This window comes from Collinsella sp. AM10-26, from assembly GCF_003472525.1.
GTDB lineage: Bacteria > Actinomycetota > Coriobacteriia > Coriobacteriales > Coriobacteriaceae > Collinsella.
Genome location: NZ_QRMC01000005.1, coordinates 104073 through 118678 on the forward strand (window position 1 = coordinate 104073; position 14606 = coordinate 118678).

Below are 14606 nucleotides of genomic sequence, written 5' to 3' on the forward strand. Positions count from 1 at the left end.
AAACGAATTGCGCAGAACCGTCCCTTCGGGGGCGGTTTTTATATGCCCGCAATCGGCTGGTGCGTTGGGGTCAGGTTGCTTCGTACCAAAAGATGGAGCTGCGGTGGCAATGTGTCCGCTTGGGCGGGTAGGATGGATACATTGATTATTGCGAACGGTTTGAGTGGAGGACCATGCCTGTTCGAATCTATACCACCAACGCCGGCGCGGATTTGAGCGATGCCGAGGCGGCGCTGCTCGCCGACCTGGTTGCCCGCCACGGGCGTGCCGTTTTGCTGGTGCCTACGTTTGCCGAGCTCGATCTGTGCCGTCATGATGCGGCGGAAGCTGGGGTTTCACTGGGTATCGATTACAAGACCCCTTCGTCGTGGCTCCGTTCGCTGTGGGAGCTTATGGGCGATGGCCGTAGCTTTGTGGATAACCTTCAGTGCCAGATGCTGTTCTCGGACATGATCGACCGCCGCGATGACGCTGCTCTGCAGCCGCTCTCGCGCAGCCAGGGCACGGTGCGCATGCTTGCGCGTATGGCCCGCGATGTGTTGCCGGGCGTGGCGGGGGCGGGCGACGAACGCTGCCGCGATGCCGCCGCTCAGCCCGAGCCCAAAAGCGACGCCGAGGCCCGCGTTTTCGAGCTTTTGCGTGCCTACGCGGGTGGTTTGGACCGTCGAAATATGATCGAGCCCTGCGAGGCGGCTGACATTATGGCCGGTGCCCTGGCCGATAACCTGCCGGGGTGCGCCCGTGCCGTTTGCGTGCGCGGCGTCACGTCATTTACGTATAGCTTGCTCGAGCTGCTGTCCGCCGTGGCAAACAACGGGGGAGAGGTCGTCGTGCTGCTTGTCCGCGAGCAGGCGGCGACGCGCGAGGAGCTTGCCGCGGCATTTGATGCCCGCGGTGTGCTGTTTGAGATCGCGCCGCTGGACGAGGATGCCGGCGCGTCTGATGCCGCTTGCGGGACCGCCGCTCAGCCTGCCTTTATTGAGGTCGCCGGCCCCCATGCCCGTGCTCATGTCTATGCGGACGCAATTGATGATCTGGTAAAAGCGTGCCAGGGTTCCGAGGCCGACGGCGCCGCGACGAACGCCGACCCCGCACGCGTGCTCGTCGTTTCTGCCCGGGCACCCCAGCTGTTCGGTGAGCTCGCCTCTCGTCTGGCGGCTCGTCGTATCGCTGCTGAGACAACTGAGTTCACGGCGTTTTCCCAGTCCATCGCGGGCAGGCAGCTTACGGCGCTTGCCGGCCTGATCGAGCGCATGAAGGCCGCCGACGAGGGCATCGCCTCTAAGACCGAGTGGTGGCCCGCGCCGGAGCTTACCGACTGGATTTACAGTCCGCTTTCGGGTGCCGATGCCGCCAGCGCGCTCACGTTCGATAAGAATATGCGTCTCTCGCGCAGCAAGACTACCGCGGGCGTTAAGAGCCTGCTGCAGAGCATTCAGGGCCAGGTGAGGGGCGCGCGTAAGGCGGCGAGCGACGAAAACTGGTTTAAGAATGTGCCGTGTGTGGTCTCGGACGTGTTCCAGGCGCTGTGGCGTGACAAGCCCGTGACGGCGCTCAAGGCCATGCTTGCCGTTGCCGAGGCGTTGCCCGATCGCTCGCTGGGCAGCTTGGATGGCCAAGCCCGTCGCCAGGCGGAGGTGGCCCTGCTGCGCCATGTCATCGACATCCTTATGAACGATGCTCGCGCGCTCGACGTGTCGCAGGCCGCGACCGTGCCCGTGCTCGATGGCGTTCGCACCAAGGTGGACAAGCGTAGCACCGCCTACGATTACGAGACTTACGAGGTTGACCGTGCGCCACGTGCTCAGGTTCGGTTTGCTTCGCTTGCCGATGCGTCGGTTCTGCGTCCTGGCTGCTACGATGCCGTGCTGTTTGCCGATGTCGACCTGGACAGCTACCCGCTTTCGCACGAAGAGGGCCCGCTTGCTACGTTGACGGCCGAGCTGCGCCGCGACGGCGTGTCTTTGGAGCCCGCCGCCCTGCTGCGCGTGCGCTTTTGCCGTGCAATGCAGGCGGCGAGCGGTCCGGTCGCGCTCGCCCGCGTGACGCACGATCGCCAGGCACGCGAGTGCTACCCGGCAGCCGTATGGACCGAGCTGCGGGCGTATGCCGAGGCCGCTGGTGCCGCCAAGGTTGCGTGCGTGGGCGAGGGCGGTATCGTCGCCGATTTTGATCCGGCGGCCGGCGAGGGTATCGAGTGCAAGCGTGTTGCGTGCGAGGCTCCTCAGCATTTGAGTGATGCGGCTGTGCCGTACCTGGTCCTGTGCCGCCGCGATGGCGAGGGCGAGGACGCGCCGCTCGTGCCGCGCCTGACGTCCGCCTCGCAGATTGAGGCGTACTCGACGTGCCCGCTGTGTTGGTTCGTGTCGTATCGCGTGAAGCCCCAGTCCATCGACGCGGGCTTTGGCAACATGGAGAAGGGCAACTTTGTCCACGATGTTCTGGAGCGCCTGCACGCCCGTCTGCCCCAAGAGGGCATGGAGCGCGTGACGCCCATGAATCTGCCGCGTGCACAGGAGCTGCTACACGAGGTCTTTGACGAGACCTTGGCCGAGCATGCCTCCAAGCGTGGCAACGAGGGCCCGCTCGTGCCGCTCTCTCCGGTGGAGGAGCGCCAGGTGGCCGAGATTCTGCCGCAGCTGGAGGGAGTGCTTGCCTACGAGTCCGAGGCGCTCGCCCCCTTTGCCCCGCGTTACCTGGAGTTCGCCTTTAACGAGCTCAAAGTCGAGTATGCCGGCTGGCCGCTTGGCGGGCGCATCGACCGCGTGGACGTGGACGCCGAGAATCGTGCCGTGGTGATCGACTACAAGCATCGCACGGGCGTTGAGGAGTTTAAGCTCGCCGACCCTACGGTGCGCGACGAGGAATCGGGCGAGGCCGCCATCGACGACCCACGGTGGCTACCGCCCCATACCCAGACGCTTATCTATGCGCAGGCCATGCGCCGGGCGCTGGATTTGGACACCCGCGCGGCGCTCTACTTTTCGACCAAGGGCGGCAAGCCGGCGTTGCGCGGCGCCGCGAGCGCCGAGCTGCTCGAGGAAGAGCGCGGCGACGGTCGCATCCCAGGCCTCAAGAAAGGTTTCCCCGGCGAGGGTGGCAGCATGGACTTCGACGCCCTGCTCGATCGCGTGGAGGCCGGCATCGCCGAGCGCCTGCGGGAGCTCGAGGCAGGCAACGTTGCCGCCGTCGACCCGACGTCGGCTCAGGCCGCGCATGCGCGCTGCTCGTATAACCACGAAGGAACGTTTGTAAGGAGGGACGTGTAGACCATGGATCTTTCGACTTTGATGCCGCAACAGCTGCAGATTGTCAAAACGCTCGACCGTCCGCTGTTTGTCTCGGCGGGCGCCGGTTCGGGCAAGACCTTTACCCTCACGCGCCGCATCGTCTACGCGCTCTCGCCCGAATCCGGTCCGTTCGTTGAGCATCTGGACCAGGTGCTCGCCATTACCTTTACCAAAGATGCCGCGGCCGAGATCCGTGACCGCGTGCGCCGCGCGCTCATCGACGAGGGCATGGACGAGGAGGCCCTGACCGTCGACGATGCATGGATCTCGACCATTCACGGCATGTGCTCGCGTATCCTGCGCGCACACGCGTTGGAGCTGGGCATCGATCCCGAGTTCACGGTACTCACCGATACCGACGAGCTTATGGATCAGGCTGTTGAGCATGTGCTGGCCCGCGCGACGGCGCCCGATGCCGCCCCCGAGCTCGCGGCATCGCTCAAGGCCCTCTACGCCTGGTATCCCATGGCGGGCGAGGGCGGCCCTTTTGGCGCCGGCACCACCATCAAGGGCCTGGTGCGCGAGCTGCTGGAGCTCTCGAGCCAGCTGCCGGGCGGCATGGACGACGTGCGCGTGGCACACGGTCATGCCGACACTTCGGCCCTTGCCGATGCCTATCGTGCGGCGCTGGGCGCAAGCAAGGCCGCGACCGAGAAAGCGCAGGTGGCGCTCGATGCCATCGATGCGTTCGAGGCGAGCGGCAAGACCATGGCGGATGCGGCGCGACTCATGATGTCGTGCACCATGCCTCGGGCGAGCAAGGCATTCCCTAAGGAGCAGGTGGAGCTGCTCAAGGCGGAGGCTGCCGATGCGTTTATCAATATCGTGCTCGCCTGCGGTGGTCCGGCGCTCGATGCGCTGGTGGGGCTTGCTCGTGCTGTGGAGGCGGAGTACCGCGCGCTCAAGGCTGACCAGTCCGCGCTCGATAACAACGACCTGCTCCGCATGGCATACGAGGCGCTGCGCGACTACCCGGCTATTCGAGCGGCCTATGAGGGCCGCTTTAAGATGGTCATGATCGATGAGTTTCAGGATACCGACCAGATGCAGGTCGACCTGATCCGTTACCTGACCGGCGCGGGTGAGCGTGCGCTGTGCACCGTGGGCGATGCGCAGCAGTCCATCTATCGCTTTCGTGGGGCAGAGGTCGAGGTGTTCCGTCGCCAGGAGCGCAAGGTGGGCTCGACGGCGGCGTCCGAGACGACTGCCGTGGCCGACGCCCCCGCCGGCGAGCTCGTCAAGCTTGTACGCAACTTCCGCAGCCACGACGAGGTGCTGCGCTATGTGGCACGCGTCTTTGACGGCGATACCGGTGGTTTGATGCAGGGGTTCTTGGATCTTGAGCCGAGTGACGATCGCGAGGACAAGCTCAAGGCAAAGGCTTCGCGCCGCCAGGCGCTGCTCGTTGCCGGCGGCAGCACCCAGGAGCGAACGCAGGCGAAAGCTCGTGCGATTGCGGAGCGGTTCCAAGCGCTCGTTAAAGCGGGCCAGCCCCAGGGCGGCATGGTGCTGCTACTGGGCCGCATGACCAACGCCGACGTCTACGCCCAGGCCTTCCGCGACCAGGGGCTCGACTGCGTGATCGCAGGCGGCTCGGTCTTTGCCCAGGCTGCCGAGGTCCAAACGGTGCGTGCCCTGGTGTGCGCGCTTGCCAACCCGGCCGATACGGCGCAGGGCCTTATGCCGCTGCTGGCATCGCCGATGTTTGCGCTGGGCGCCCAGGAGTTCCTGGCGCTGGCGACCAAGCTGGACGACCAGACGGGGGAGACCTCGCGCCGCAACATCGATGCGGGCATCATGAGCGATTCCGATGTGCCCGGCTTGCAGGGCTTGCCACTGGTGACGCGCGCCCGCGAGGTACTGCGGTATGCGCTTCGTCGTGTGGGTCGCGATTCGTTCGCCTCCATCGCGCGCGACGTGGTCAACGCCTCCGGCTGGTTTGTGCGTCTAGCGCAGCGCGGCCCCGAGGGCAAGGCCATCGCCGCCAACGTGCTCAAGGCGCTCGATGCCGTGACCGAGGCGGAGGCCGAGTTCGGCAATTCTCCGCGCTCCATTGCGCTTGCCTTCAATCGCTTCCTGGCGGGCAAGGAGGCCCCAGGCGCCCTCAACGAGGAGGGCGACGGCGCGGTGCGCATCATGACGGTGCACGCCTCCAAGGGTCTGGAATATCCGGTCGTGGCGGTCGCCGAGTGCTTTGGCGTGCGTAAGTCCTCGGGCGCGGCACAGATGGGTCGCGTCGAGGGCGGAGCGCAGGTCGTGGCGCTGCCGGCACGCTTCGACGGCGTTAAGCTTGCGGACGGAACCTTTGTGAAGGGCGATGACGTCAAAAAGCAGTTTGAGCATGCGTTTAAGGGTAAGGGCACGTCGCTATGGTTGCCGCCGGAGCTCATGGAGGACGTCTGTGCGACGGGTTCTCCCGCCGAGGCATTTGCTCGCCTGCGCAACGACGACCTGCAGCTTTCGCTCGAGGAGCGGGCCCGCTTGCTCTATGTCGCCATGACGCGTGCACGCGAGCTGGTCATTCTGGCAATGGATGCCGGCGTGAGCCGTGGCAAGGTGGCGGCGCCGACCTTCGATGTCGAGACCGATCTGACCTACGACGTACTGCGCCGTATTTTGCCGACCGACGCGCAGGCCTTGCCGCAGCTCGATGCCGACCGCCTGGTGTTCGACAACTCCCAGCCGGGCGACTACGAGCTCATTTCGCTTTCGGACTTTACCTTTGGCGAGCAGGCTTTTGAGGCTAACGCTTCGCTGGATGCCGAGGGCAGGCTTGTTCGTGGCGATGCGGAGCCGGAGGGTGCCGGTGCAGATGCCCGCGCCGCCGTTCCCGGTCCTGCCGACCCCGAGCCCGATTCGTTTGAGCTCGTGTATCCCCAGGCGGTGGGCGTGCGCATGGGCACCTGCCCGTTCCCGGCGCGTGACTCGTATAGCTACTCATCGATCGCCGCGGCCCTGCATGCCGAGGCGGAAGATCGTGCCGCCGAGACGCGTGTGCCCATGGACGAGGCCGGCGATGATGAAGACTCGGATGGCTCGGAGATGACCGATGCGGACGTGGTTGCTGCCGAGCCCCTCGGCAATCCCATGGCCTTGGGCTCGGCGTTCCATGCTGCCTGCCAGTGGCTCATCGAGATGGGCGCCAATGAACTGCCCGCCGCGCGCGCCGATGCGCTGGCGCGCCTGTGGTGCCTGACGCCGGAGCAGCGCGAGCGTTTTGACATTGCCCTGAATCGCTGGCTCAGGTCGGCGGTCCGTGCCGAGCTGCTTGCCTGGCCGTGCGTCCGTGCCGAGGTACCGTTCTTCTCGCTGGGCTGCGAGGACGAGGACATTGCCCGCTACGGCACGTATGCCGAGGGCGCCATCGATGCGTTGGCAACGAACCCGGCGGATTCGTCACGCGCGCTGGTCATCGACTACAAGACGGGCGGCACACCGGATGAGACGCCGGAACAGCTGCAGGAGAAGCACGCCCTGCAGGCGCGCGTCTACGCCGATGTGTTGCACAAGGCGGGCTTTGAGGCCGTGACCGTCAAGTTCGTCCGCGTGGAACAGCCGGATCCAACCATCTTCGTCGAACCCGCCGAACCTCAAGTAGTCACCTACAATCTTTAGCCCTCAACAGCGTGCGGTGGAATCCCTCCCGATTCCACCGCAGCTCAGGGGTAGCTAATTTGGGACGGGGCTATTTTAGCTACCCGTGTGGGTTTGGCTAGGTTCGGGTGCTGTCCGTGCCGTGCGGTAAAATCGTTCAGTCAGAACACGAACCCGCATCGGAGCTCATCACATGGCATTCGTCCATCTGCACAACCACACTGTTTTCTCCATGCTCGACGGCGCAACCCGTATCCAGGATATGGTCAACCGTGCCGTTGAGCTTGGCATGCCCGCCGTGGCCATTACCGACCACGGCTACATGTATGGCGTGCCCGACCTGGCGCTGGCCTGCGACGCCGTCAACCACAACACGCCCGAGTACAAAACCTGGAGCCACGACAAGGCCTTCTTGGAAAAGGACCGCCGCGACGAGCTGGTGGAGCCCGATCCCGAGGAAAACCCGCGCGAGCATGCCCAGTATGTGAAGGACATGGCCATGTGGGACGAGAAGGGCAATATCGACGAGCTCAAGCCGCCTCTGGTTATCAAGCCCATCTTTGGCTGCGAGGTCTACTTTACGCCGGACGAGACGCTCGCCCGCGACCATAAGCCCGAGCTCTACCACATGATCCTTTTGGCCAAGGACCAAGAGGGCTACGTCAACCTGATGCAGACGGTCTCCGAGGCCGCCGTGCAGGGCTTTTACTACAAGCCGCGCGTGACGCTCGACAATCTGCGCCGCCATGCCAAGGGCATGATCTGCACCAGCGCCTGCATCGCGGGCATCATCCCCAAGTACATCGACCGCGGCGACATGGAAGGCGCCATCGAGTGGGCCGAGACCTTCCGCGATACCTTCGACCCCGGCGACTTCTATATCGAGATTCAGGAACACGGCATTACCACCGACAACGGCCTGACTGACGAGCAGATGGACCGCACGCTCATCGATATTGCCAAGCAGGTGGGTGTCAAGGTCATCGCCACCAACGACTTCCACTACCTGCGCCGCGAGGACGCGCCCGTGCAGGACGTCATCATGTGCATCGGTATGAACGCCAAGGTCGACGACCCCAACCGCATGCGCATGACCGGCTCGGAGTTCTATATGAAGACCGAGGAGGAGATGCGGGCGATGTTCCCGTATTGCCCCGAGGCCTGCGACAACACGCTCGAGATCGCTGACAAGTGCTACGTGGAGCTGGACTGGGACTCTATCATCCTGCCGCGCTTCCCGCTGCTCGATCCCGGCGAGACGCATGAGAGCCAGTTCCGCCGCGAGTGCGAGAAGGGCCTGCGCCAGCACTACGGCGATGACTGGGCCACGCGCGAGATCGGCGGCGTCAACATCAAAGAGCGCTTTGAGTACGAATACAAGGTCATTTGCGACAAGGGCTTTGCCGCCTACTTCTTGATCGTTGCTGAGTACGTGCAATGGGCCAAGGACAACGGTATCGGCGTCGGTCCCGGCCGTGGCTCGGCCGCCGGCGCTATCGTCGCCTACGCCATGAACATCACCGCGTTCGACCCGCTCGAGAACGGTCTGATGTTCGAGAGGTTCCTCTCCCCGCAGCGTACCGAGATGCCCGATATCGATATGGACTTCGACGATGAGCGGCGCCTCGAGGTCGTGGAGCACGTTCGCCAGCTCTACGGCCCCGAGAAGGTCACCCACGTCATCACCTACTCGACCATTAAGGCCAAGCAGGCCATCAACGACGCCGCACGCGTTCTGGACTACCCGGTCTATATGGGCCAGCGCCTGTCCAAGATGGTCTCGAGCGACCCCAAGGTCAAGCTCAAGCAGGTGCTCGAAAAGCAACCCGGCAAAGAGGATCTGTTTAACCCCGATTTTGCCGAGGCATATAAAAAGGACGACGACGCCCGACGCATCATCGACACGGCGCTCTCGATCGAGGGCCTCACCCGTGGCGAGGGCGTGCATGCGTGCGCCGTTCTGATCTGCCGCGACCCCGTCAACGAGCACGTGCCTACCAAGCTCGATACCAAGGGCGGCGTCGAGATTACCCAGTACGAGGGCCATACCGTCGCCGACATGGGTCTGCTCAAGATGGACTTCTTGGGCCTGCGTACGCTGACGGTTATCTCCAAGGCCAAGGCAAACATCAAAAAGAACTTCGGCATCGACATCAAAGAGGAAGAGATTCCCTTTGACGATCCCGAGATCTTTAAGCTCATGGGCTCCGGCCATACCGCCGGCGTCTTCCAGGTCGAGTCCGCCGGCATGACGGCCACGATCAAGAACATGAAGCCCACCGAGTACAAGCACGTCGTGGCATTGATCGCTCTGTACCGCCCGGGCCCGCTGGGCGCCGGCATGGTTTCGTCCTACATCAACCGTATGAACGGCAAGGAGCCGGCCGTCTCCTATGACGACCGTCTGGACGACATCCTGGGCGAAACCTACGGCACCATGGTCTACCAGGAGCAGGTTATGCTCATCTCCGTCGAGATGTGCGGCTTCTCCAAGGGCGAATCGGACTCGCGTATCCGTAAGCCCGTGGCTAAGAAAAAGATCAAGCTGCTCACGTCGACGGTGCTGCACTGGGAGGATGGATCGGACGAGACCACCTACGACCACTGGATGAATGGCGCCATCAAGAACAACTACACGCGCGAGGTCGCCCAGAAGATTTGGGACGATGTTCTCGAGTTCGCGTCCTACGCCTTCAACAAGTCGCACTCCGCCGGCTACGCCATTCTGGTTATGCAGACGGCGTGGCTCAAGGCGCACTATCCGCACGAGTACATGGCGGCCGTTCTGACGTCCTATACGGGCAAGACCGACAAGATCGTGCACTACGTCTCGGCATGCCGTCACGACGGCATTCCTGTGCTTTCGCCAGATGTCAACGAGTCCGGTACCGAGTTCACGGCTACTAAGGAGGGCGTGCGCTTTGGTCTGGCCGGCATTCGAGGCGTGGGCACCGGCGTTGCGCAGGCGATTATCGCTGAGCGCGAGGCGGGCGGTCCGTTTAAGACGCTGCACGACTTTGTCGAGCGCGTGGACTCGAGCCAGGCCAACCGCCGCGTGATCGAATCCCTGATCAAGGCAGGCGCCTTCGACTCCACGGGGTATCCGCGTCGCCAGATGATGCACTTTGTGGACAAGAACAACCCCGAGAACATCATCGATGCCGCGGTGAAGCGCCAGAAGGATCGCGCGAGCGGCCAGACGTCGTTTTTCGATATGTTTGGCGACGTTGAGGGCTCGGGCTTTGAGGTGAGCGTGCCCGATCCGGATGGCCAGGAGTGGGACCGCCATCTTAAGCTGAGCCAGGAGAAGGAAGTTCTGGGCATCTATGTTTCGGACCACCCGCTGCGTCCGTTTGAGTATGCACTTAGCAAAGCACGCGACTTCTCGTTCTCGCAGATCGACACCGGCTACGAGGTGCAAAACCCCACGGGCGGTACCATCAACCAGGAGATTCCCGAGGGCAAGGCGCTGTGGTGGGCCGGTATGGTCTCGAGCGTGTCCAAGCGCGTGACCAAAAACGGCGACCCCATGGGCATTGTGCAGCTCGAGGACATGGAAGGCGAGGCCACGGTCGTGGTGTTCCCCAAGACCTACAAGGAGGCTGAGGGGTATCTGTACGGCGAGGTTGATCCCGAGACCGGCGCGCAGCTGTCCGATGCGTTTGTGCGCATTAAGGGCAAGCTCGAGCGCTCGGATCGCGGCGACCAGATCATCGCGCAGGAAATCGTGCCGCTGGAGCTTAACGAGGAGAACAACAAGCCCAGGGTGTTTGAGGTCATGGTGCCCAACAGCCGCTTTAGCCAGGGCAATATGGCGCGCCTGGCCACGGTGCTCACCACCAACCCGGGCGGCGACCGCGTGGAGATCTTTATCGAGCAGGTGGACGGGCGCGTGTTGCGTGCCGAGGTACCGGCCAAGGTCAACGCGCGCTCGATTCCGCTGCTGGCCGAGGCCAAGGCCATCGTTGGCAACCAAGGCCGCGTGACGGTTATCTAGGGGTGCCTTTGCCGGGGTAGCTAATTTGGGACGGGGCTATTTTAGCTATCCTTTGACTGACGGCGAATGAGTCGGGGTCGGAATGCGTCTCAACCGACATATGGGGGTAGCTAAAATAGCCCCGTCCCAAATTAGCTACCCTGTGTGGATTGGAGGAAGTGATGGCACAGGGGACGTTTGTGCAGGCGCTTCGCAAAGAGGCGGCGTTGAGCGGCACCTTTATGAAGGGGCGCTCGCTCATGCTCAATGGCGCCGTGCTGTCGATTGAGGACAGCGGCTCACGCTTCTCCAAAAACGTGACGGTCGAGGGCTCGGTGCGCGGCTCGCGCGGCGACCTGTACAAGACGCACGTGGCGCTCGACATGGACGAGCACGAGGTTGTCGACTACGACTGCGATTGCCCGGCCGCCTTTCGCTATTCCGGCATGTGCAAACACGCTATCGCCACGGCGTTGGCGTATCTGGATGCCAGTGGCGCCGAGCCCGTCGAGGGCTTGCGCACGCCGGTTCGCACGACTACGGTACCGCCCGCACAATCCAAGCAGTCCGCCCGCCCCGCGCCCACCGCATCCGCGGTCAACCCTAACTTTCCCTTCCCGGCGCCCGTTCCCACGAGCCCGAGCCTTATGGCGGCGCTCTCCGATCTGTCGGAAGCGCGCATGGACGAGCTCGTGGTCATGCGTCGCAAGCTCGCCGGCGCCATTGATCCCGATGCTCCCAAAGCGGTGCTGGAGCCCTCGTTGGTGCCGTACTACAATCCGCTGTTTGGCGAGCGCTTTAGCTGGGCGCTCGAGTTTCGCATCCGCTGCGGTTCGGTGTCCTATGTGGTTAAGGATATCGACGGCATGGCCGATGCCTATGTGCGCGGCGGCACATTTTCTTACGGCAAGAAGCTTACGTTTGCCCATGTGCCCGAGGCCTTCGATGACGTGTCGACAAAGTTGCTCGACCTTGTCACGATGACGGTTGCCTACCTGAGCGACATCACGAGTTCGCGCTCGGCGTCGTACGACTTTGCCCGCAGCGGTTTTGTCACCGAGCGTCAGTTGCCGCTATCCGAGTATTCCATCGTGTCCGTGCTGGACCTGCTGCGCGGTAGGACCATTTCCTTTGAGCCTGCCTGGTCGCGGGGGACGACGACGCATCGCTCCTACGAGGTGGCGGTCGAGCCGTCGCCGCAGGGAGAGGACGAAGCCCCGACTTGCCGCCCACCGCTCCTCGCCGCAAAGATTGCTCCGGCGGCGGGAGGTAGCTATGACCTGCGCCTGCCGGCCGATATGTATTGTTTCGCCTCGGACAACGTTGCCTACCTGGTCGACACACGCCGCGCGCGCCGTACCGACGCGGCGTTTGCCCAACACGCGGCGTCGTTCCTGTCGCGCTTGTTGCCCTGCCGCACGCCGGCCCATATCGCCGCCGACCAGGTGGGCGAGTTCTGCCGCATGGCGCTGCCGATCTTGCGCGACTACACCGACCTGACCGCTCCCGCCGCCCTTGATGCCGTGGCACCCGAGGCGAGCTTCCATTTTGAGATTGGCGTCGACGATGGGCTCGTGACCTGCATAATTACGGTTACCTACGGCGACTGGTCGGCAGATCTCTTTAGCCTGGGCGCTCCGGGCAGCCCCTTCGAAGAGCGGCGCCCGGGCGTTCCGCCGCGCGACGAGGTGGCGGAGTTTCGCGTTATGGACACGGCGGCCCTGTACTTCGATTTCTACGAGGGCGGCCTGGCGTTTGAGGAGCGCGATGACGAGAGCTTGTTCTGCCTGCTGACCGAGGGCCTGTCTGCCCTGTCCGAGTTGGGCGAGGTTATGCTCAGCGACCGCCTGCGCCAGATCTCGGTGCGCCCTGCACCCAAACTTTCGGTGCGCGCCACCGTTAAGAGCAACTTGCTCGACGTCGAGTTGGGCGCGAGCGGGCTTTCCGCGGCAGACCTTGCCGTCTATCTCGATTCGTACAAGCGTCATCAAACGTTTGCGCGCCTTACGTCCGGCGACATCATTCGCCTGGACGAGGGAGCCCGAGCCGCGTTTGGCCTCGCCGAGGACCTGGGTGTCGATGCTGTCGACCTGCTCGACGGTGTGTCGCTTCCCGCGTCGAGTACCCTGTTTGTCGATAGCATGCTTGCGCACACGCCGGCGCTCGAGGCCGATCGCGACGCCGCGTTCCGTCGTACCGTCGAGCGCCTGGACACGCTCGGCAAGATGGACTTTACGGTGCCCGCCTCGCTCAAGGCCACGCTGCGCGGCTATCAGGTCGACGGATACCAGTGGCTCGGCTCGCTCGAACACCTAGGCCTTGGCGGCATCTTGGCCGACGACATGGGCCTGGGCAAAACGCTCCAGATGATCGCGCATATCCTGGCGCGCGTGGAGGCGGGGGACACCAAGCCCACGCTCGTGGTATGCCCGGCCTCACTCGTGTACAACTGGACTGCCGAGCTGGAGCGCTTTGCGCTCTCGCTCGATGTGTGCGCCATCGTGGGCGCCAAGGCGCAGCGCCGCGTGCAGATTGCCGGCGTGGCCGAGCATAACGTGGTCGTGACGTCGTATGACCTTATGCGCCGCGATATCGATGAGTACGCCGGGCAGGATTTTGCCCGCGTGGTGCTCGACGAGGCCCAGTACATTAAAAACCCACTCACCCAGGTGGCGCGCGCCGCAAAGCGCCTGCCGGCCGGCGTGCGCTTTGCCTTGACGGGAACGCCTATCGAAAACCGCCTGTCCGAGCTCTGGAGTATCTTCGACTTTTTGATGCCGGGCCTTCTGGGCACGCGAGACTCATTTGCCAAGCGCTTTGAGAGTCCCGTCGAGCATGCCGAGGGCGACAGCGCCGCCCGCCTGCAGGCGCTCGTATCGCCGTTTGTGCTGCGTCGTGTCAAGGAAGACGTGGTGGCCGATCTGCCAGAAAAGATCGAGGATACGGTCATGGCGCAGCTCACCGGCGAGCAGCGCAAGCTCTACCTGGCCAACCAGGACCGCATCGCCCAGCAGGTGCAGCATCGCGAAGCATCCGAGTTTAAGAAAGACAAGCTCAAGGTGCTCGCCGAGCTTACCAAGCTGCGCCAGATCTGCTGCGACCCGCGTCTACACTACGAGGATTACAAGGCGGGGAGCGCCAAACTCGATACGTGCATGGAGCTCGTGTACGGCGCCCTCGACGGCGGGCATCGCATCCTGTTGTTCAGCCAGTTTACGGGCATGCTCGATATCATCGGTAAGCGCTTGGCCAAGGAGGACATCGCTTTCCTTAAGCTCACGGGCGCTTCGTCTAAGGAGAGCCGCGCCAAGATGGTCGCACAGTTCCAAGCGGGCGAGGTTCCGGTCTTTTTGATTTCGCTCAAGGCGGGCGGCGTGGGCCTTAACCTGACGGCGGCCGACGTGGTCATTCACTACGACCCGTGGTGGAACGTGGCCGCACAGGATCAGGCGACCGACCGCGCGCATCGTATTGGCCAGCAACACACCGTGACCGTGTACAAGCTCATCGCCAAGGACACGATCGAGGAACGCATTATGCAGATGCAGGAGTCCAAGCGCGATCTGGTCAACAGCGTGCTCGGCGGCGACGGCATCTCGTCGGCGCTGTTTGCCCGCGAAGATGTTCTGACACTGCTCGGCGGCGACGGGCGCTAGCTGCGCGCGGGGTGGGATTGCTGGAGTGGGCAGGACGGTCGACGCATTTTGGCCCGACCGCTTGCCTGATCCGTTATGTGTTCATTTGCT

4 protein-coding genes are annotated in these 14606 nt (G+C 63.6%); all 4 read left to right on the forward strand.

The genetic code is table 11. From position 1 onward, the window contains the following. The first annotated feature begins 173 nt into the window (after window positions 1–173). The 4 genes from DW123_RS05785 (at window position 174) to DW123_RS05800 (ending at window position 14516) form a co-directional block, all read left to right on the forward strand. Window positions 174–3269: a PD-(D/E)XK nuclease family protein gene (locus tag DW123_RS05785; protein WP_117763164.1), complete on the forward strand. Its 3096-nt coding sequence runs from the start codon at window positions 174–176 to the stop codon at window positions 3267–3269. Between the two features lie 3 nt (window positions 3270–3272). Then, a complete protein-coding gene (locus tag DW123_RS05790; protein WP_118273178.1) occupies window positions 3273–6905 on the forward strand; it encodes a UvrD-helicase domain-containing protein in 3633 nt (1210 codons plus the stop codon). 172 nt (window positions 6906–7077) lie between these two features. Next, window positions 7078–10881 carry a DNA polymerase III subunit alpha gene (dnaE, locus tag DW123_RS05795; RefSeq protein WP_117734442.1) on the forward strand — a complete coding sequence of 1268 codons (3804 nt, stop codon included), beginning with the start codon at window positions 7078–7080 and terminating at the stop codon, window positions 10879–10881. A gap of 161 nt (window positions 10882–11042) precedes the next feature. After that, window positions 11043–14516: an SNF2-related protein gene (locus tag DW123_RS05800; protein ID WP_118273177.1), complete on the forward strand. Its 3474-nt coding sequence runs from the start codon at window positions 11043–11045 to the stop codon at window positions 14514–14516. Window positions 14517–14606 lie beyond the last annotated feature (90 nt).

Coding starts and splice junctions, on each gene's coding strand:
- DW123_RS05790 (WP_118273178.1), top strand. CDS start 3,273: ATGGATCTTTCGACTTTGATGCCGCAACAGCTGCAGATTGTCAAAACG.
- DW123_RS05800 (WP_118273177.1), top strand. CDS start 11,043: ATGGCACAGGGGACGTTTGTGCAGGCGCTTCGCAAAGAGGCGGCGTTG.
- dnaE (WP_117734442.1), top strand. CDS start 7,078: ATGGCATTCGTCCATCTGCACAACCACACTGTTTTCTCCATGCTCGAC.
- DW123_RS05785 (WP_117763164.1), top strand. CDS start 174: ATGCCTGTTCGAATCTATACCACCAACGCCGGCGCGGATTTGAGCGAT.